Origin of the sequence: Burkholderia sp. HAN2018 (genome assembly GCF_024704855.1) — a bacterium.
GTDB lineage: Bacteria > Pseudomonadota > Gammaproteobacteria > Burkholderiales > Burkholderiaceae > Burkholderia > Burkholderia cepacia.
Window position 1 is genome coordinate 29214 of the sequence record NZ_QOBB01000003.1, and the last position, 19320, is coordinate 48533.

The 19320-nt window shown below is 67.5% G+C and carries 21 protein-coding genes; 13 read left to right on the forward strand and 8 right to left on the reverse strand.

The genetic code is table 11. The annotated features are described in order from the left end of the window. Positions 1-43: 43 nt before the first annotated feature. From DPV74_RS01225 to DPV74_RS01235, 3 genes are all read right to left on the reverse strand, one after another. On the reverse strand, positions 44-976 hold the full coding sequence (locus tag DPV74_RS01225) for a 3-keto-5-aminohexanoate cleavage protein (RefSeq protein ID WP_021159186.1): 933 nt from the start codon (positions 974-976) through the stop codon (positions 44-46). Positions 977-1011: 35 nt separating this feature from the next. Beyond that, positions 1012-1818 (reverse strand): SDR family oxidoreductase, encoded by an 807-nt coding sequence (locus DPV74_RS01230; protein WP_027791533.1) that lies wholly within the window; start codon positions 1816-1818, stop codon positions 1012-1014. 73 nt (positions 1819-1891) lie between these two features. Further along, positions 1892-2602, reverse strand: coding sequence for a GntR family transcriptional regulator (locus DPV74_RS01235; protein ID WP_060314860.1), 711 nt, complete (start codon positions 2600-2602; stop codon positions 1892-1894). Positions 2603-2953: 351 nt separating this feature from the next. On the opposite strand from DPV74_RS01235, the gene DPV74_RS01240 reads away from it, so the two are divergent. After that, positions 2954-3349: a type VI secretion system amidase immunity protein Tai4 gene (locus tag DPV74_RS01240; protein ID WP_119336367.1), complete on the forward strand. Its 396-nt coding sequence runs from the start codon at positions 2954-2956 to the stop codon at positions 3347-3349. A gap of 54 nt (positions 3350-3403) precedes the next feature. Here DPV74_RS01240 and DPV74_RS01245 read toward each other — a convergent pair whose 3' ends face one another. Then, a complete protein-coding gene (locus tag DPV74_RS01245; RefSeq protein WP_059694911.1) occupies positions 3404-4195 on the reverse strand; it encodes an IclR family transcriptional regulator in 792 nt (263 codons plus the stop codon). Between the two features lie 159 nt (positions 4196-4354). Between DPV74_RS01245 and DPV74_RS01250 the strand changes: the two genes are divergently transcribed. The 5 genes from DPV74_RS01250 (at position 4355) to DPV74_RS01270 (ending at position 8746) form a co-directional block, all read left to right on the forward strand. Continuing rightward, positions 4355-5131, forward strand: coding sequence for an ABC transporter substrate-binding protein (locus DPV74_RS01250; protein ID WP_027791537.1), 777 nt, complete (start codon positions 4355-4357; stop codon positions 5129-5131). Positions 5132-5219: 88 nt separating this feature from the next. Next, on the forward strand, positions 5220-5876 hold the full coding sequence (locus DPV74_RS01255) for an amino acid ABC transporter permease (RefSeq protein WP_006482843.1): 657 nt from the start codon (positions 5220-5222) through the stop codon (positions 5874-5876). After that, positions 5873-6628: an amino acid ABC transporter ATP-binding protein gene (locus DPV74_RS01260; protein ID WP_027791539.1), complete on the forward strand. Its 756-nt coding sequence runs from the start codon at positions 5873-5875 to the stop codon at positions 6626-6628. Before DPV74_RS01255 ends, DPV74_RS01260 begins: the two co-directional genes overlap by 4 nt. Next, the gene (locus tag DPV74_RS01265) at positions 6625-7935 is read left to right on the forward strand and encodes an FAD-binding oxidoreductase (RefSeq protein WP_119336368.1); all 1311 of its coding nucleotides are present in this window, start codon (positions 6625-6627) and stop codon (positions 7933-7935) included. The genes DPV74_RS01260 and DPV74_RS01265 overlap by 4 nt, the downstream gene beginning before the upstream one ends. A 79-nt stretch (positions 7936-8014) precedes the next feature. Then, positions 8015-8746: a class I SAM-dependent methyltransferase gene (locus DPV74_RS01270; protein ID WP_060085238.1), complete on the forward strand. Its 732-nt coding sequence runs from the start codon at positions 8015-8017 to the stop codon at positions 8744-8746. A gap of 36 nt (positions 8747-8782) precedes the next feature. Here the strand turns inward: DPV74_RS01270 and DPV74_RS01275 are convergent, their stop codons facing one another. Next, a complete protein-coding gene (locus tag DPV74_RS01275; protein WP_119336369.1) occupies positions 8783-10201 on the reverse strand; it encodes a cytochrome-c peroxidase in 1419 nt (472 codons plus the stop codon). Between the two features lie 103 nt (positions 10202-10304). Further along, the gene (locus tag DPV74_RS01280; protein ID WP_119336370.1) at positions 10305-11978 is read right to left on the reverse strand and encodes a phospholipase C; all 1674 of its coding nucleotides are present in this window, start codon (positions 11976-11978) and stop codon (positions 10305-10307) included. A gap of 357 nt (positions 11979-12335) precedes the next feature. On the opposite strand from DPV74_RS01280, the gene DPV74_RS01285 reads away from it, so the two are divergent. Then, positions 12336-13247, forward strand: a complete 912-nt coding sequence (locus DPV74_RS01285; RefSeq protein ID WP_119336371.1) for an EamA family transporter — start codon at positions 12336-12338, stop codon at positions 13245-13247. 26 nt (positions 13248-13273) lie between these two features. Here the strand turns inward: DPV74_RS01285 and DPV74_RS01290 are convergent, their stop codons facing one another. After that, a complete protein-coding gene (locus DPV74_RS01290) occupies positions 13274-13747 on the reverse strand; it encodes an Lrp/AsnC family transcriptional regulator (protein ID WP_021159174.1) in 474 nt (157 codons plus the stop codon). A gap of 319 nt (positions 13748-14066) precedes the next feature. Between DPV74_RS01290 and DPV74_RS01295 the strand changes: the two genes are divergently transcribed. The 6 genes from DPV74_RS01295 to DPV74_RS01320 all read left to right on the forward strand — a co-directional run bounded on the left by DPV74_RS01295 (position 14067) and on the right by DPV74_RS01320 (position 18477). Beyond that, complete coding sequence (locus tag DPV74_RS01295) at positions 14067-15452, forward strand: amino acid permease (RefSeq protein WP_021159173.1); 1386 nt, start codon at positions 14067-14069, stop codon at positions 15450-15452. 45 nt (positions 15453-15497) lie between these two features. Continuing rightward, complete coding sequence (locus tag DPV74_RS01300; RefSeq protein WP_021159172.1) at positions 15498-16700, forward strand: amino acid aminotransferase; 1203 nt, start codon at positions 15498-15500, stop codon at positions 16698-16700. A gap of 164 nt (positions 16701-16864) precedes the next feature. Further along, entirely contained in the window at positions 16865-17263 is a 399-nt protein-coding gene (locus DPV74_RS01305) for a DUF488 domain-containing protein (RefSeq protein ID WP_060359022.1), read from the forward strand. A 161-nt stretch (positions 17264-17424) separates the two neighbouring features. Beyond that, positions 17425-17709 carry a DUF1488 domain-containing protein gene (locus tag DPV74_RS01310; RefSeq protein WP_027791546.1) on the forward strand — a complete coding sequence of 95 codons (285 nt, stop codon included), beginning with the start codon at positions 17425-17427 and terminating at the stop codon, positions 17707-17709. A gap of 22 nt (positions 17710-17731) precedes the next feature. Then, positions 17732-17971: a UDP-glucose 4-epimerase gene (locus tag DPV74_RS01315; protein WP_089453021.1), complete on the forward strand. Its 240-nt coding sequence runs from the start codon at positions 17732-17734 to the stop codon at positions 17969-17971. Positions 17972-18126: 155 nt separating this feature from the next. Beyond that, entirely contained in the window at positions 18127-18477 is a 351-nt protein-coding gene (locus DPV74_RS01320) for a hypothetical protein (protein WP_027791547.1), read from the forward strand. Positions 18478-18525: 48 nt separating this feature from the next. On the opposite strand, the gene DPV74_RS01325 is transcribed toward DPV74_RS01320, so the two are convergent. After that, positions 18526-19305: a helix-turn-helix domain-containing protein gene (locus DPV74_RS01325; RefSeq protein ID WP_021159167.1), complete on the reverse strand. Its 780-nt coding sequence runs from the start codon at positions 19303-19305 to the stop codon at positions 18526-18528. Between the last annotated feature and the right edge of the window lie 15 nt (positions 19306-19320).

Genomic DNA, 19320 nt, shown 5'->3' on the forward strand with positions numbered 1-19320 from the left:
TCACTGCGCTTGCGGATGCGGGTGTGGGGGAGCGACCCGGCGATCAGAAATTCACGGCGTCGCCGCCCTTGAGCGCGAGCATCGCGCGCGCCTCGGCCGGCGTTGCGATCTCGAGCGACAGGCCTTCGAGAACTTGACGCATTTTCAGGACTTGCGCGGCGCTCGATTCCGCGAGCTTGCCGGGCGCGATCCACAGCGAATCCTCGAGCCCGACGCGCACGTTCGCGCCTTGCGCGGCGCCGATCGTCGCGAGCGGAATCTGGTTGCGGCCCGCGCCGAGGATCGACCACACGTAATCGCTGCCGAACAGGCGGTCGGCCGTCCGGCGCATGTGCATCAGGTCTTCCGGGTGCGCGCCGATCCCGCCGAGCAGGCCGAACACGCTTTGCACGAAGAACGGCGGTTTCGCGAGCCCGCGATCGACGAAGTGCGCGAGGTTGTACAGATGCGAGATGTCGTAGCACTCGAATTCGAACCGCGTGCCGTTCGCGCCGCAGCGCGTGAGGATCGTCTCGATGTCCGCGAACGTATTCTTGAACACGAGATCGCGGCTTTTCTCGAGATGTTCGCGCTCCCACGGATGCTTCAGCTCGCGGAAGCGCTCGAGCATCGGGTACAGCCCGAAGTTCATCGAGCCCATGTTCAACGACGCGACCTCGGGCTGGAAATGCAGCGCGGGCTGCAGCCGTTCGTCGACCGTCATGTGCGGGCTGCCGCCCGACGTGAGGTTGATCACCGCGTCGGTCTGCGCCTTGATGCGCGGCAGGAATTCGGCGAACACGGCCGGATCCTGTGTCGGCTTGCCGTCGGACGGGTTGCGTGCGTGCAGGTGCAGGATCGCCGCGCCGGCCCGTGCGGCCGCGACCGCGGCCGTTTCGATTTCGTGCGGTGTGACAGGCAGGTACGGCGACATCGACGGCGTATGGATCGCGCCGGTCGGCGCACAGGTGATGATGACTTTACGAGCGTTTGCCACGGATGGATTCCTTTCGATGAACGATGCAGGACGCGTCAGAGCACTTCGACGTTGCCGCAGACGGAGATCGCCTGGCCGGTGATGCCATGCCCGCCCGGCGAGCACAGGAACAGCGCGGTCGCGGCGATCTCGGCCGGATCGGTCATGCGCCGCAGCGAGATCTTCTCGAGATAGCGCTTCTCCATGTCGTCGTAGCCGATGCCGAGCTGCTGCGCGCGCGCCTCGATCACGCGGCGCATCCGCGGGCCGCGCACGATGCCGGGCTGGATCGCGTTCACGCGGATGCCGAGCGGCCCGAGTTCGATCGCGAGGCTCTTCACGAGGCCGACCACCGCCCATTTGGTGGCCGCATACGGCGTGCGGAACGCATAGCCGAGCCGGCCGGCGACCGACGACAGTGCAATGATCGCGCCGCCGTGTTTCGACTCGCGCAGCAGCGGCACCGCGCGGCGCGCGAACTGGAATTGCGCGTTCAGGTTGATCGCGACGGTCTGTTCCCACTGCACGGGGTCGATTTCGTCGATGCCGCCGGTCGGGCCGGCGATCCCCGCGTTGTTGACCAGCACGTCGAGGCCGCCGAGCCCGGTCGACACGTCGGCGAACACGCGCTCGACGGCGGCCGGGTCGGATACATCGGCCAGCGTCGCGCTGATCGCGCCGGCCGCGGCGCGCGGCGGCCGGTCGGCGAGCGCCGCGATCGCGGCTTGCGAGGCGTCGCACACGTGCACGCGCGCGCCGCATTCGGCGAACGCGTCGGCGATTTCGAGACCGATGCCCGACGCGCCGCCCGTCACGAGGACGCGCAGGCCGTCATAGGGTTTCAGCAGGTCGGAAGCTGTCATGCCGGGTTGTCTCCATCGTTGGTGTAGTCGGATTGCGGCCGCTCGCGATTCGGCGGGTCGAGGCGGGCGGCGGCTACGGTTTCGCGTTCACGGTCCGCGGCGTCTGTTCGGCCCGCAGCGTCTTGGCGAGATCGTGCGCGGCGCCGCCGATGTCGAGCGCGATGCCGGCCCGCACGCCTGCGCCGTCGCGTCGCTCGAGTGCATCGACGATGGCACGGTGCGCATCCATCGAGCGCCGCATGTGCGGAATGTCGAGCGCGACCATGTTGAGGAACGGGCCGACGCGCATCCACAGGTTCTCGACGATCGCGAGCGTGTTTTCGCTGGCGCCGTGCGCGTAGATCGCGCTGTGGAACGCGAAATTGCTTTGCAGGTAGGCGCGCGAGCGGCCGGCCTCGACGTGTGCCTGCATCGTTTCGCAGGTCTTGCGCACGACCGCGATCTGCGCGTCGGTCATCCGCTCGCACGCGCGCTCGGCGATGCAGCCTTCGAGGGCGATCCGCACGTCGCGCAGTTCGTCGAGCATGTCGAGCGTCATCGGCGGAACGACGAGCGCCCGGTTCGGGCCGTCGACCAGCGCGCGCTCGGCGCGCAACCGCGTGAGCGCGGCACGCACCGGCATCGTCGACGAGCCGACTGCCTCGGCGACGCTGCGCAGGCTCAGCGCCTGGCCGGGCGCGAAGCGGCCGCTCATCAGCGCTTCGCGCAGTTGCTGGTAGACCTTGTCGGCCATCGTTTCCTGTTCGATGGCTTTCAGTGCGGGCGGGACGATACGAGGCGGCAAGGCGGGGTTCTCCTGGGATTGATCTGCGATCTGTGATCACACTTGCGATGTGCGAAGTTTTGTCGATCGGTGCGGCGGAGTCAAGATGAACGGGATCGGGGAAAACGAGGGGGTGGGTGGACGAAGAGGCTGTCGGCGACAGTCGGCCATACTTTTCCCCGTCGGGGTTTGATCCGATCCTCGAGGTCCGGCCGCGGAGGGCGACGGACGCGAGCATCCGGGGCGCGACCATGGTTACTTCAACGAACCGGGCGCGCGGTATCGTACCGATCGCGCAAATTTTTGGAGCCTGTCATGAGGGGAGTCCGGATCACGGCCGTGCTGACGTGCGTTGCGCTTTAACCAGCAGCGATTGGCGCGAAGGATGTGGCACAAGCCTCGCCGGAGTCCGGCTCACGAACATACCTCCAGAACTTCAAGGACATGGTGCTCGCGGAGTGCCTCGCTACCGCGTACAAGCAGGCGCCCGGCGTGAGCAAGGATATCGGCAGCAGCATCAGCGCGTTGCGCGACTGGACCTACTACGACATGGAGCGTGCGCCGGATGTCATTCACGCGCTGGTCGCGAAGTATCTGGCTCGAGACTATCGGAATCCGGTTGTCGAATCGGAAGTCGGGGACGTGAAGTTCGACTTCCTGAAGTGCCTCGATCTGTATCACGGCAAGGAACTGGACGCTGTCGCGAAGCCGCTCGTGTTGCATCCGAACCGGACTTATCGGAGCGAGGCATCGCGGAAGCCGCAGTAGCGATCAAACGCCGTTGCGCACCGCCGGGGCGCACGGTCTCCCGCCTCACGAACCCTACTCGAGCGTCCGGATCGAGTTGCTGATCCCGCGCGCGCAGTCGATCACCGCCGGCGCGAGCTTGCGGCGCGCGTCGTCGAACGTCCAGCGGCTAGTCGGCGCGACCACGTGCACGGCCGCGACCGGCTGCCCCTGGCTGCCGAGTACGGGCGCGGCAATCGACATGTCGCCGATGAACAGTTCTTCCTGGTTGGTCGCATAGCCTTCGCGCCGCGCGTTGTCGAGCAATGCGACGAGATCGTCGAGCGCCGTGACGGTGCGCGGCGTATGCGGCGTGCGCACCATGTCGTCGAGCCGCGCGCGTGCTTCTTCCGGCGCCAACGCGCTCAGGAACGCGCGCCCGGAACCGGTGCAGTACATCGGGATGCGGCTGCCGATCGGCATGTGAATCGGCACGAACTTGGTCGACACGAAACGCGCGACGTACACCATTTCGTCCTCGTCCGGCTCGGTGAGGTTGGTGGTTTCGCCGGTCAGGTTCGTGAGTTCGGACAGGAACGGATTCGCGACGTCGATCAACGTGTCGGCGGCGAGATAGTTGAAGCCGATCCGCATCACGTGCGGCGTGAGCTGGTAACGCCGCGTGACCGGATGCTTGCGGATGTAGCCGAGCTTCTCGAGCGTATAGACCATCCGCTGCGCGGAGCTTTTCGTCATCCCCGCCGCGTCGGCCACCTCCGCCAGCGTCATCGTGCGCCGTTTCGCGCTGAACGCGCGCAGCACGTTCAGCCCTTTTTCCAGCGACTGGTTGAACAGCAGATCGTTTGCTTGGTCGGGCGACGTTTCCATGGCGAGGAGCGGAATCGATTCGATATCGCATCATAGCGTATCGAATATCGATACGCAAAAATCTATTTTCGATGTTTTTGATTCGTTTTAAGATCGGGCCATCGTCGCAGTGTCGATCAGCGACCGGCCGGCGCCCGGATTATTCGAGAAGGAGTCACCATGGTTCCGTTCATCAAGCGGTTCGGCGCACTGGCCGCCGGTTTTGCCACCTGTATCGCCCTCTCCACGGCATCGGCGGGTGCCGTTGCGGCCGAGCCGACGCTGAAGGTCGGCGCGACGGCCACCGGCGTGCCGTTCACGTTTCTCGACGTCAAGAGCAATTCGATCCAGGGGATGATGGTCGATGCGATCACGGCAGCCGGGAAGTCGGCCGGGTTTCGCGTCGACGTGCAGCAGACCGTGTTCTCGGCGCTGATCCCGTCGCTCACCACGCAGAAGATCGACATCATCTCGGCCGCGATGCTGAAGACACCGGCGCGCCAGCAGGTCGTCGATTTCTCCGACACCGTCTACTCATTCGGCGAAGGCCTGATCGTGAAGGCCGACGACCCGGGCCGCTATACGTCGATGGACGATTTCAAGGACCAGGTGGTCGGCGCGCAGGTCGGCACGGCGTTCGTCGATGCGCTCAACAAGAAGGGCATCTTCAAGGAAGTCCGGACCTACGATTCGATCGCCGACATCATGCGCGACGTCGCGCTCGGGCGCATCAAGGCCGGCTTCGCCGACCAGCCGATCGTCGCGTACCAGATCGAACACGGCGTCAATCGCCAGGTGCGGCTCGTGCCGGAATACCAGAGCGTCGTGAAGGGGCAGGTGTGCTTCATCGTGCGCAAGGGTGACACTGCGACACTCGAACAGCTCAACGGCGCGATCCGCAAGATGAAGAGCGACGGCACGCTGCAGCAGATCCTGCAGAAGTGGCACATGAGCTGAGCGTCGGCATTCGATTCCCGACCGGCATCGCCCGCGCGTCGCGGACATTCCCGGCGGCGGGCCGTCCGGCCGTTGCATAGGAGGCCTCATGTTTTTCCAGAATGCGATCGATTTCCTGCCGATCCTGCTGAAGGGCGCAGTGGTCACGATCGAGATCACCGCATGCGCGTTCGTGCTCAGCTCGGTGCTCGGGCTGATCCTTGCCCTGCTGAAGGTGTCGCGCAATCGTGCCGTCTCGACGGCCGGCAGCACGATCGTCAACGTGATCCGCGGGCTGCCGATCATCGTGCAGCTGTTTTACATGTACTTCGTGCTGCCTGATCTCGGCGTGCAACTGTCGGCATTCCAGGCTGGCGTGCTCGGTCTCGGCATCGCGTATTCGGCGTATCAGGCCGAGAACTTCCGCGCGGGCATCGAGGCGATCGACCGCGGCCAGATCGAGGCCGCGCACGCGATCGGCATGCGCGGGCCGATGATCATGCGGCGCGTGGTGCTGCCGCAGGCGTTCCGCATCGCGCTGCCGCCGTACGGCAACACGCTGGTGATGTTGCTGAAGGATTCGTCGGTCGCGTCGACGATCACGGTCGCCGAGATCACGCGCGCCGGCCAGCTGATCGCGTCGTCGACGTTCCAGAACATGAGCGTCTACACGCTCGTCGCGCTGCTGTATCTCGCGCTCGGCCTGCCGCTGATGTTCGGCGTGAACCGGCTCGGCAAGCGGCTCGCACTGAGGAGAGGCGCATGATCCGGATCGATGCCATCCATAAACGGTTTCAGCAGCACGCGGTGCTGAAGGGCGTGAGCCTCGACGTGCAGGCGGGTGAAGTCGTGTGCCTGATCGGGCCGTCCGGTTCCGGCAAGTCGACCGTGCTGCGCTGTATCAACGGCTTCGAGACCTACGACGAAGGGTCGATCACGATCGACGGCGTGAAGGTCGACGCGCATTCGAAGCGGATCCACGAACTGCGGATGCGGGTCGGCATGGTGTTCCAGCGCTTCAACCTGTTCGCGCACCGCACGGCGCTCGAGAACGTGATGGAAGGGCCCGTGCACGTGCGGCGCATGCCGGCCGCGCAGGCACGCGAGCAGGCGCGTGCGCTGCTCGACAAGGTCGGGCTTTCGCACCGGATGAACGCGTATCCGTCGGAACTGTCGGGCGGCCAGCAGCAGCGCGTCGCGATCGCACGCGCGCTCGCGATGGCGCCGCAGGCGATCCTGTTCGACGAGCCGACGTCGGCGCTCGACCCCGAGCTCGTCGGCGAAGTGCTCGGCGTGATGCGCGGGCTCGCCCGCGACGGGATGACCATGGTGGTCGTCACGCACGAAATGGCATTCGCACGCGAGGTGGCCGATCGCGTGTGCTTCCTGCACGACGGCACGATCTGCGAAAGCGGACCGGCGCGCGACGTGCTCACGCAGCCGACCCATCCCCGCACGCAGGAATTCCTGCGCCGCCTGCTGGCGTCGGACGGCGCCGACCACCCGGATCGAACATGAGCGCAACGAACGCGGCACCCGGACGGCCCGACGCGCAGTGGCCGGATTCGCTGTGGGCGGCAACCGCCGCGCCGGCGCCCGATACGCCCGCGCTCGACGCGTCCGTGTCGTGCGACGTGGCGATCGTCGGCGCGGGCTTCACGGGCCTGTCGACCGCACTTCATCTGGCCGAACGCGGTGTCGACGTCCGCGTGATCGACGGCGCGCAGCCGGGCTGGGGCGCATCGGGCCGCAACGGCGGGCAGGTGATTCCCGGGCTGAAATACGACCCCGACGAGCTGGTACGCCGGTTCGGCGACGAGGCCGGCGAACAGCTTGTCGGCATCGTCGGCGGCGCGGCCGACACTGTGTTCGACCTGATCGCGCGGTACGGAATCGACTGCGATGCGCGTCGCGCCGGCTGGATCCAGCCGGCGCCGACCGCCGCGATGCTCGACACGGTCGCACGTCGGGCGCAGCAATGGGCCGCGCGCGGCGCGCCGGTCGACGTGCTTGGCCGCGACGAAATCGCGCGTCGGCTCGGCACGCCGGCGTATGCGGGCGGCTGGATCGATCGCCGCGCCGGCAGCGTGCAGCCGCTCGGTTATACGCGCGGCCTCGTGCGCGCCGCGCAGGCGAGCGGGGTGGTCGTGCATGGGTCGACCCGCGCCGTCGGGCTGACGCGCACCGACGGCCGCTGGCGGATCGCGACGTCCGGCGGCACGACGCTGTCGGCCGAACGCGTCGTGATCGCGACCAACGGCTACACGGACGGGCTGTGGCCCGGCTTGCGTCAGTCGGTGATCGCCGCGAACAGTTTCATCGTCGCGACGGAACCGCTCGCGCCGGCGCTTGGCCGCGACATCCTCGCCGGCGGCGAGGTTGCGTCGGATGCGCGGCGTCTGCTGCTGTACTTCCGCCGTGACGCGGCCGGGCGCCTGCTGATGGGCGGCCGCGGCCCGTTCGCCGACCCGCGCGCGCCGAGCGACTGGCGCCACCTCGAACGCGCAACGACGCTGCTGTATCCGCAACTGAAGGGCGTCCGGTTCGAATACCGCTGGGCGGGGCGCGTCGCGATCACCGCGGATTTCCTGCCGCACGTGCACGAGCCCGCGCCGGGCGTGACGATCGCGCTCGGCTACAACGGCCGCGGCATCGCGATGGCGACGACGCTCGGCAAGCACCTGGCCGCGCATCTGTCGGGCGATGCGCAACTGCCGCTGCCGTTCCGGGTCACGCCGATCCGCCCGATCCCGTTGCACGGGTTGCAGCGCTTCTATATCGCGGCCGGGGTCGCGTGGTATCGGTTGCTCGACAGCCTGTCCTGACGCCGGCGCGAGGGCAGGTCGCCAGCCGCCGTCGGATCGGGCAGAATCGGCCTGCCCAGTCTCCACCGACGGATGCCGCATGACCGACCCGAACGAACCGTCCGCCCGCCGCGTTTACGCGAGCTTCGCGCAACGCTACGCGGACATCGCGCCGACCAAGGCACACAACGCGCTTTACGAGCGGCCGGCTACGATGGCGCTGCTCGGCGACGTCGACGGCCTGACGGTGCTCGACGCCGGCTGCGGGCCCGGCATCTGCAGCGAGCACCTCGCGCGCCACGGTGCGACCGTCCATGCGTTCGACATCACGCCCGAGATGGTCGCGCTCGCGAAGGCGCGTTGCGCGGGGCTCGCGGTCGACGTCGCGGAGGGCGATCTCGCGGCGCCGCTCGACTGGCTGCCCGACCACGCTTTCGACAAGATCCTGTGCTCGCTCGCGTTCGACTACGTGCGCGATCTGACGCCGACGCTGCGCGAATTCAGACGCGTCGCGCGGCCGGGCGCGACGCTGGTGTTCTCGATGGCGCATCCGATGCGCGACTGGATGGACGAACGCACGCGTGGGGACGGCACGTACTTCGATACGAGCCGTTTCGGCTTCCATTGGTCGGGCTTCGGCGAACCGAAACCCTATGTCGAGGCCTGGCGCCGGCCGCTCGCCGACATCCTGAATGCGCTCGCCGACGCCGGCTGGCGCCTCGACCGTTTCGTCGAACCGACACCGCTACCCGAGATGAAGGCCGTATCGGAGCGGCTCCACGCGGAGCTGTCGCTGGCGCCGGCCTTCCTGTGCATCCGTGCGCGCCGCTGACGAACACGGCGCGCACGGCAACCGACCGCCGGCCTCTCAGCGCGCCGGCGCGTCGTTCAACGTTCCCAGAAACGCTTCGATATCCCTGATGTCCTGCGCCGTCATCGCAGGCTTGTCGCCCGGCTTGCGATCGAACGGCGCATCGGTCACGTCGACGTTCGCGCGGTATTTCGGCGGAATGTCGTCGTACTCGTCGACCTTGCCGTCCGCGCCGCGCGAATAGAACTTCTGCGGCGAGATGCTGCGCTCGTTGTAGAACGCCATCACCTGGTCGAGCGTGTGGAACACGCCGTTGTGGAAGAACACATGGCGCGTCGCCGAGTTGCGCAGCGTCGGCGTGAGGAACATCCCGCAATACTGCGTCTGGTCCTTCAGGTCGTCGCGGAACGGCCCGCACACGCCGAGATCGTGAAACGCCGGGTTGCGGTTCTGCGCGAGCTGCTGGTTGCGCGGCACACCGAGCGCCTCGTACTGGTAGTCGGTAAACATCGGCGGCAATCCGTCCTTGCCGGGCTTCGACAGGTGGCAGCCCGCGCAATTCGCCTTGTCCGGGTCGTTGAACAGGCGCAGCCCGCGCAGTTCGGCCCGAGTCAGCCGCGCACGGCCTTCGAGCCAGCGGTCGTACTTGCTGTTGTACGGGTGGAACGACGGATCCTCCACCTGATAGCGCGCGATCGCGAACATCGCTTCCGACACCGCGAGCTGCGGGCTGTCGAACACGCGCGCGCCGAACAGTTTCTCGAACTGCGCGCGGTGCGACGACTGCGCGAGCTTGCGCGCGACGTCGTCGACGCTCGCGTTCGCCATCTCGACCGGATTCAGCAGCGGGCCGAACGCCTGCTGCTGCAGCGTATCGGCGCGGCCATCCCAGAACATCCCGCCCTGCGGCACGAGTTGCGGCGCGGCCGACGTGCCGGCCACCTTCTGCGCCTTCACCACGCCGGCGGCCGAAGCGGCCTGCTGCGCGACGCTCGGTGCGGCGTCGTTTTCACCGGCGTCGGGGCCGATGCTGAAGTTCGGCTGGCGGTACAGGTACATCAACGAAGGCGGCGGGCGATAACCCTGCTGCGTCATCGCGAGGCCGCCCGGCTGCACGTCGAGCGCGTTCGGCGGGCCGTACGCGTGATCGGGGCTGTGGCACGACGCGCACGACTGCTTGCCCGACGCGGACAGCGACGGATCGGCGAACAACGCGCGCCCGAGCTGCGCGACTGCCGACAGAGGCTGCGCGGCGGGCCGCTGCAGCACGACCGGATGCGGGTTCGCGCCCGTCCAGTCGGCGGCGACGGTGCCGATCGCCGCCGGTACCTGCGCGGGAAACGCGATCGCGAACGCGCCGTAGCCGAGCACGGCGGCGCCGATCGCGAATGCCGCGCGGCGCAGAAGGCGGGAAGGGGCGCGCGGCGCGGCGGTGCCGGAGGCGTCGGGAGACGGGAACGCGGGGCGAGCTGTCATGCTGTCGGTCGGAAATCGGGCGCCGCACGAAGCGGCGCGTTGAACGGAACAAACGGAAACGGCCGGCGCGTGAGGCGCCGGCCATGCGGTCATGCAATACCGGTCAGATCGCCGGTGCCGCGCTCAATGCGGTGCCGAGCGTCGGGTCGAGGTACAGCGGCGTCGTGTTCGGCTTCGACGAGAAGTCGAACAGCGCGCGCAGGTCGCCCGCCGTCGCATCGAACGAACCGCCGCCGATGCGCTGGCCGCCCAGCCAGTTGTCCTCGATGAAGCGCACGACGGACGACTGGTCGAGCATCGTGTGGTCGACGTAGTTCTGCTTTGCGTACGGCGAGATCACGATCAGCGGAATGCGCACGCCCGGGCCGCAGCGGCCGTTCACGGTCGCGCCGTTCACGCCGGTGGTGCCGCCCGTGCCGCACTTGCCGTTGCCGTTGACCTGGTCGACCGGATCGGACGACGCGTGGGTCGGCGCCGTATACACGTGGTCGTACCAGCCGTCCGAGTCGTCATAGGTGACGATCACGGCCGTGTTCTGCCAGTCCGGCTGCTGCTGCAGGAAGTTGACGACCTTCGTCACGAACGCCTGCTCGTCGAGCGGATCCGAATAGCCGGCGTGCGCATCCTGTGCGGCCGGGGCCTTCAGGTAGCTGACCGACGGGAAGTTGCCGGCCTTCACGGCGGCGAAGAAGTCGTCCGTGTCGTACTGGTGGTTCGCGGGTTCGGCGGTCTTGCCGTCGGTCTGGAAGCTCGAGCCGATCGCCGCGACCGAGCTCGGGCGCGTGTGCTGCGGGTTCGCGGTCGACGCGTAGTACTGGAACCAGTTGTGGTGCGGGATGTAGTCGGCCGTCGCGGCGTTCACGGCGGTCGCGACCGTGCTGCGCGCGCAGCCCGTCGTGCCGTTGCCGTTCGTCGTCGACAGGTTGAAGCCGCCCATGAAGCCGCCCCACGTGATCTTCGCGCCGTTCAGCAGGTCGCCGATGTTCTTGCCCGTCATCATCGCCTGGTCGGTCGTGCTCGAGCACACGTCGAAGCCCGGGTCGACGTCGTTGATCATCGTGAGGCCGCCCTGGCCGTCATTGATGTAGTACGAGCTGGACGCGAGCGTCGACGGCTGCTTCGACGTCTTGACGATCTGCATCCCGTTGGTCTGGCCCGACACCACGTTCAGCGCGCCCGGCGTCGACGGCCCATAGACCGTCGTGAACGTGTTGTCGCTCATCGCGAAGCGCTGGGCGTAGTTCCACAGCGCGGTCACGGTGTTGCCGTCGAAGTAGCCCATCACCTGGCCCTTCGTGCCGAATGCGCCGGCGCCGCCGGACGAGCCCTTGCCGGTGTATTTCGGGAACAGGTCGGCGAGGCCGTTGTCCTCGGCCTGCTGTTCGGCCGTGTACGCGTGGTTCTGGTCGGCGGTCGCGGCCTGCGTGCGGTCGAGGCGGAACGGGTTCGCCGCGTCGGTGCCGTTGGCCGTGTTCGTGAAGTTCGGGTTCGCGGTGAGCAGCGTGCCCGTCAGCCCGTTCGGCGTCGGCGTGCCGGCCTTCGCGGTGAACGCCGGTTCGCCCGACGGGTTCGTCGCGTTCGGGTAGGTGCCGAAGTAGTGGTCGAACGAGATGTTTTCGCCATAGATCACGACGACATGCTTGATCGGCGTGGCGGTCTGCAGCGCATCCTGCGACGACACGGCAGGCGTCGACGTGGGATCGTCGCTGCCGCCGCAGGCGAACAGCGCCAGCGCCGCGGCTGCGCAGGCGGTGACGAGCAAGGCTTGACGGAACATCGGGAAACTCCAGGTAAGGTCTTCGATGGTGGAGAGCGGCCCCGTCGCCGTGTCGGTTCGGCGCGGAGCTCGTGAGAGAGCACGCGCATTGAAACAGTCCCGTATGAAGATATGGGGACGGAGTGGTTTCGCGCCGATTGCGCTGCGGTATCGATTTCATTACGCCGGGGCACGAACCGAAAGAGAACGGAAAGGGGCGGACCGCCTGCCACCTTCGCGTCACATTCCGCGGCGGGCGGGGCGATTGCCGCGGATGCCGCACGGGGCGGGCGGGACAGGCGAAACGGCATGGCGGCGCGGGGGCACAGGACGCTGCGCAGCGCAGGTTTTTTGACAACCGGATGACGTATTCATACGATGAACGCCCTGCGGCGACGATTTCGCGTGGCCGACCGTCAGCGAGTACGCATCGTGCCGATCCCCGTTCTGTTTGCCGTTCTGTGTGCCGCGTTCCTGCATGCGTCATGGAATGCGCTCGTGCGCAGCAGCGGCGACCGGCTGCGGTCGGCCACCGTGCTGCAGATCGCCATCGGGCTGTTCGCGCTGCTGTTCCTGCCGGCCGCGGCGCCGATCACGCCCGCGAGCTGGCTCTGTGTCGTCGCATCGGCCGTGCTCCACGTCGTCTATACGTTGCTGCTGGTGCGTGCGTACGAGCACGGCGACCTGACCGTCGCGTATCCGGTCGCGCGCGGCACCGCGCCGCTGCTCGTCACGCTCGGCGCGGCGGTGTTTGCGGGCGAGCACCTGAATGCCGGCGCGCAATGCGGGCTCGTGCTGATCTGCGCGGGCATCCTGGCGATCGGCCTGGAGCGCGGGCGCGACGCGAAGCACCGGATGATGCAGGTCCTGCCGACCGCGTTCGCGACCGGCGTGTCGATCGCGGCCTACAGCGTGGTCGACGGAATCGGCGTGCGGGAAAGCGGCAACACGGTCGGCTATACCGCGTGGATGTTCGTGCTGACGGGCGCGATGATGGCCGCGTACTACCGGCTGCGGGCGGGGCCGTTACGGCTGACGCGGGATGTCGGCGAAACGGCGAAGGCCGCGTGCGGCGGCGTGTTCGCGGCGCTCGCGTACGGCATCGTGATCTGGGCGATGGATCGCGCGCCGATGGGGCCGGTATCGGCGCTGCGGGAAACGAGCGTGGTGTTCGCGGCGCTGATCGCACGCGTGTATCTCGGCGAGCGGCTGACGCCGCGCCGGGCGGCCGGTTGCCTGGTGATCGCGGCGGGGGCGTTGCTGATCAGTGCGTTCGAGGCTGTGAGGTAAGCGGGCCGCGCGTGCGGGCCGGTGCTTCACCCTTCCACCGGCATCGCGCTCGTGCACTTGATCTCGTCGAGGCACACGCTCGAATGCACGCCGCTCACGCCGGGAATGCGCATCAGCGTCTCGAGCAGGAACGTGGACAGCCCCTTCAGGTCACGCGCGACGACTTTCAGCACGTAGTCGATATCGCCCGTCACTGAAAAACACTCCTGGATCTGCGCGAGATCCGACACGAGTTTCTGGAACTTCGACAGGTCGCGGATATGCCCGCGCTCCATCGTCACGTGCACGAAGGCGGTGACGCCAAAACCGAGCGTATCGGGGCACAGCCGGGTTTCGTAGCGGCGGATCGCGCCGATTTCCTCCAGCCGCCGGTGGCGGCGCAGTGTCTGCGCGGGCGACAGGCCGACCGCCTTCGCCAGATCGAGGTTCGACGCGCGGCCGTTCTCCTGCAGGATCGCGAGCAAGTGGCGATCGAGGCGATCCAGAACCGGTTCATGCATTTTTATTTCCTCATCCGTCTCCTGGGTGCAATCTTATCTCATAATGTAGGGTTTGCATGAACGGGTTACGAAACCCGATTTCGCCGTCGCGACGCTAAACTGACGCCGGATTTTCGTGTGCGATCGCAGCAAGGCGGGCGCGGCGACGGTCGGCGGCCGGTCTGGCGGGGACGCCGACGCGAATCGGGCGCCGCCACGCGAAGATTGCAGTCCCCAACCCGGCGGCTCCACGAACGGCCCCGGCACAGCAAAACAGCGCCCGGCACACCGAGGCGCACCGCACCCCGCTTCAGGCGGAGGCGGACAGAGTGGAGAAGACATGGTTTCTGGAAACGAGAGCGACGGCCTGAAGCGCGGGCTGAAGAACCGGCACATCCAGCTGATTGCGCTCGGCGGCGCGCTCGGCACGGGGCTGTTCCTCGGTATCGCGCAGACGATCAAGATGGCGGGCCCGTCCGTGCTGCTCGGTTACGCGGTGGCCGGCATCGTCGCGTTCTTCATCATGCGCCAGCTCGGCGAGATGGTCGTCGACGAGCCCGTCGCCGGCTCGTTCAGCTACTTCGCCAACAAGTACGTCGGCCACTTCACCGGCTTCCTGTCGGGCTGGAACTACTGGGTGCTGTACATCCTCGTCAGCATGGCCGAGCTGTCGGCCGTCGGGATCTACGTGCAGTACTGGTGGCCCGGCGTGCCGACCTGGGTGTCGGCGCTGGTGTTCTTCGTCGCGATCAACCTCCTCAACCTGGCGAGCGTGAAGTCGTACGGCGAGACGGAATTCTGGTTCTCGATCATCAAGGTCGCCGCGATCGTCGGCATGATCGGCTTCGGCGGCTGGCTGCTCGCGAGCGGCCATGCAGGCCCGGAGGCGAGCGTCCGGAACCTGTGGCAGCACGGCGGCTTTTTCCCGAACGGCGTGTCGGGGCTGGTGATGTCGATGGCCGCCATCATGTTCTCGTTCGGCGGGCTGGAGCTGATCGGCATCACCGCGGCCGAGGCCGACGATCCGAAGCGCAGCATTCCGCGCGCGACCAACCAGGTGATCTACCGGATCCTGATTTTCTACATCGGCGCGCTCGCCGTGCTGCTGTCGCTGTATCCGTGGGAAAAGGTCGTCACCGGCGGCAGCCCGTTCGTGCTGATCTTCCACGCGCTGAGCAGCAACCTGGTGGCCAACGTGCTGAACGTGGTCGTGCTGACGGCCGCGCTGTCGGTCTACAACAGCGGCGTGTACAGCAACAGCCGGATGCTGTTCGGCCTCGCGCAGCAGGGCAATGCGCCGAAGGTGCTGTGCTCGGTGAACAAGCGCGGCATTCCGCTCGCCGCGCTCGGCGCGTCGGCGCTCGCGACCGGCGTGTGCGTGCTGGTCAACTACTTCATGCCGGGCAAGGCGTTCGAGGTGCTGATGGGCCTCGTCGTGTCGGCGCTGATCATCAACTGGGCGATGATCACGCTGATCCACCTGAAGTTCCGCCAGGCGAAGCGTGCGGCCCGGGAGGAGACTTCCTTCCGCAGTCTGGGCTATCCTTTCACGAATTACCTGTGCCTGGCATTCATGGCCGGCATTCTCGTCGTGATGTACCTGACGCCGGATCTCCGCCTGTCGGTGTACCTGATCCCGGTATGGCTCGCGGTGCTCGCGGTCGGGTATCGCTTCCGTCAGAAGAATGCAGGCTATGCGGTGCACGACGGCGCATCCGCACGCTGACGCAGGCCGGCCCGATCATTCTTCCAAACGAGACAGACTCAAGCCATGTTCGAACACATCGACGCGTACCCGGGCGACCCGATCCTGACGCTCAACGAGAACTTCCAGAAAGATCCGCGCGACCAGAAGGTCAACCTGAGCATCGGCATCTACTTCGACGCCGAAGGCCGGATTCCGGTGATGGGCGCCGTGCGCGAAGCCGAAACCGCGCTGCAGCGCGACCTCGGCGCGAAGCCGTACCTGCCGATGGTCGGCCTCGCCGCGTATCGCGATGCCGTGCAGGCGCTCGTGTTCGGCGCCGATCACCCGGCCCGCGCGGCCGGCCGCATCGCGACGCTGCAGACGCTCGGCGGCTCCGGCGCACTGAAGGTGGGCGCCGATTTCCTGAAGCGCTATTTCCCGGATTCGCAGGTGTGGCTCAGCGATCCGAGCTGGGAAAACCACCGCTTCATCTTCGAGCGCGCCGGCTTCACGGTGAACACGTATCCGTACTACGACGAGGCGACGGGCGGCCTGAAGTTCGACGCGATGCTCGCGGCGATCGACGCGCTGCCGGCGCGCAGCATCGTGCTGCTGCACGCGTGCTGCCATAACCCGACCGGCGTCGACCTCGACGAAGGCCAGTGGGAGAAGCTGATCGACGTGATCGAGGCGCGCGGGCTGCTGCCGTTCGTCGACATGGCCTACCAGGGCTTCGGCGCGGGCCTCGACGCGGACGCGTTCGCGGTGCGCGAACTGGCCCGCCGCGGCGTGCCGGCGCTGGTCGCGAACTCGTTCTCGAAGAACTTCTCGCTGTACGGCGAACGCGTGGGCGGCCTGAGCGTCGTCTGCGAGGATGCCGCCGCGGCCGACCGCGTGCTCGGCCAGCTGGCCGGCGCCGTGCGCTCGAACTACAGCAACCCGCAGACCTACGGCGCGAAGGTCGTGGCCGCCGTGCTCGGCACGCCGGCGCTGCGCAAGCAGTGGGAAGAGGAACTGGCGGCGATGTGCCGCCGCATCGCGCGGATGCGCCAGTCGATCCATGACGGCCTGCGCGACCACGTCAGCGGCGAGGCGCTGACGCGCTACGTGAAGCAGCGCGGCATGTTCACGTACACGGGCCTGACCGAATCGCAGGTCGACGCGCTGCGCGAAGTGCACGGCGTGTACATCCTGCGTTCGGGCCGGATGTGCGTCGCGGGCCTGAACGACTCGAACGTCGCCATCGTCGCCGATGCGATCGGCAAGGTGCTGAAGAGCGGCGTCTGATCGCGGCGCGCCCCGGCGCGCAACGCGGCTGGCCGAACCGGCTGTCTCCCGCAAGGGGGCAGCCGGTTTTTCTTTGTGCGGCCGCAATGTCCGCCACCCGGCTGACGGCGGCGCAGGCGCGGCGGTACGATCACGCAATCGGACGCAACACGAAAAGGAGCGACATGGGCATCCGGATCATCCAGCTCGGCACGCCGCGCGCGGCCGGCGAGGGCCTGCGGATCGGCACGGTGCGGCGGCCGCCGCGCGGCGTGCCGAAGGCGGAATTCGCGTCGCGCAACTACTATGATGTATGGCTGCCGACGTTGTCGCCGAGCCCGGAACTCGTCGCGCAGGCGCAGGCCGCCGAAACGGACGCCGAATGGAACGCGTTCCGGCGTCACTTCCGCGCGGAGATGGCGCATGGCGACGCGCCGAAGGTGCTCGACCTGCTGGCGGCGCTGTCGGCGACCACCGCGTTCTCGATCGGCTGCTATTGCGAGGACGAACGCCATTGCCACCGCAGCGTGCTGCGCGAACTGCTCGCGGAACGCGGCGCGACGATCGAGCCCGACGCGGGTTGAACGTGGGTTGAAGGCGGGTTGAAAGCGAGCGAGGGGGCGTCGCGCAGTCGCGGCCGGCACGCTGCCGCGCCGTCCATCGTGCAGCGCAGCGAACCCGTTGACGTGGGTCAAGCGTGGAGGCGCGCGCGCCACTATGCTCTTGTCATGGAGCCATCACGACGATGACAGGCGGACAGATGCAGATTGCCTTCCCGCCGGAACCGCCCGAATATTGCGCACGCGACCTGGTCGTGGCGTTTTCGGCGCTGGTCGACGGACGTTGCGTGCAGTGCGCGGTCACGGCCGAGGCGCTGGAAGATCATTTCGGCGCGCCGTCGCTGCTCGAACGCGACCTGCTGGCCGCATTCGAAGCGCACCGGTCGGCGATCGAGGCGATGGCGCGACGCATGCTCGAGGAAATCGGCGGCCGGCCGGTGCTGCTGCACAGCGGCCACTTCCGGCTCTGAGACGGATACAGCAGGAGGGTGCATGACACTGCAGGGCAACATTCACGAACGCGACTGGTCCGTCGAAGTCGAGACGCGCCCGTGCGAATCGGGCGAATTCCGCTGCCGCGTGTCGGTCGAGCATGGCACCGGCGCCGCGCGCTTTCACCATACGTTCGAGCACAGCCATGCGTATCCGACCGAGCGTGAGGCGATGATCGAAGGGCTGCGGGCAGGCATGACATGGATCGAGATGAAGGCGTCGCAGACCTTCAACGTATGAACGATCCCGCGCCGACGAAGGCGCGGGCAGACTATCGGCCGGGCAGCGATCGAAGAAATCGCGCCGTGCCACGGGCAACACGTGCCGCCGCATGTCGATGCGGGCGGCATATGCAAGGCGGTCGACGAGCGGGCGGCCCCGTCAGGAGACACGACATGGGCGTGGGCATGCAGATCGCCTGCCATGGATTCGCGGGTACCGCCGCGATCGAAGCCGAAGCCGGCGCGCTGCTGGTGCGGCTCGAGCGCTTCCGCGCGCTGATCGACGGCTGCCACCTCGCCATCGAATCGCGCGCCGCCGCCGATGGCGCGCGCCGGTACGACGTGCGGCTCGACCTCGTGATGCGCGACACGTCGCTCTGGCTGCTGCCGGCGTGTGTCGGCGACGACATGGACGACACGCTGCGCCGCGCGTTCATGCAGGCCGAACAGGCGCTGATCGCATGCCAGGCGGGCGGTGCAAGGGTGGGGCTGCGCGATGCGGCGGCAGGCAGCGCGGCGCAATGAGGCATCGCACGCGATGCCGCGCCGGCGGCCGGGCGCCGGCGCGCCCGGTCAGACCCGGGCGAGCGCTTGCGAGTCGATGATGCGCACGCGCTTGCCGCGCGTTTCGACCAGCGCTTCGCGATGGAACCGCGAGAACATCCGGCTGACGGTTTCGAGCTTCATCCCGAGATAGCAGCCGATTTCCTCGCGCGTCATCCGCAGGTTGAATTCCGTCGCCGAATAGCCGCGTGCCTCGAAGCGCGACGACAGGTTCAGCAGGAATTGCGCGACGCGCTGTTCGGCCGACATCGTGCCGAGCAGCAGCATCTGGCTCGATTCGCGGACGATCTCGCTGCTCAGCATCTGGTAGAGGAAGTGCTGCATCGGCTTGATCTCGCGGCACGCCGCTTCGAGCGCGCCGAACGGGATGATGCATACGACGCTGTCTTCGAGCGCGATCGCGTCGCAGCAGTGCTGGCCGCTGCCGATGCCGTCCATCCCGAGCGTTTCACCGGCAATCTGGAAGCCCGTCACGTGCTCGCGGCCGTCGCGATGCATCATCACCGTCTTGAACGAACCCGCGCGCACCGCGTAGATGCTCTGGAACGGATCGTCGGTGCGGAACAGCGCGTCGCCCTGGCGCACCTGCCGGGTCGTGCAGATGATCGCGTCGAGGCGGCCGTATTCGGCGGCCGTCAATTGCGGCGGCAGGCACATCGAGCGCATCGCGCACGCCGAGCAGCGCGCGGCGGGATGCTTGGCGGCGTCGGCACGCGTGACCGCGCGAAGCGGAATCGTCGGCCGGGGTGTGATGGATACGTCGGCGGCGCAGGCGGTGGCTGTGGACATGAGTCACTCCGGCTC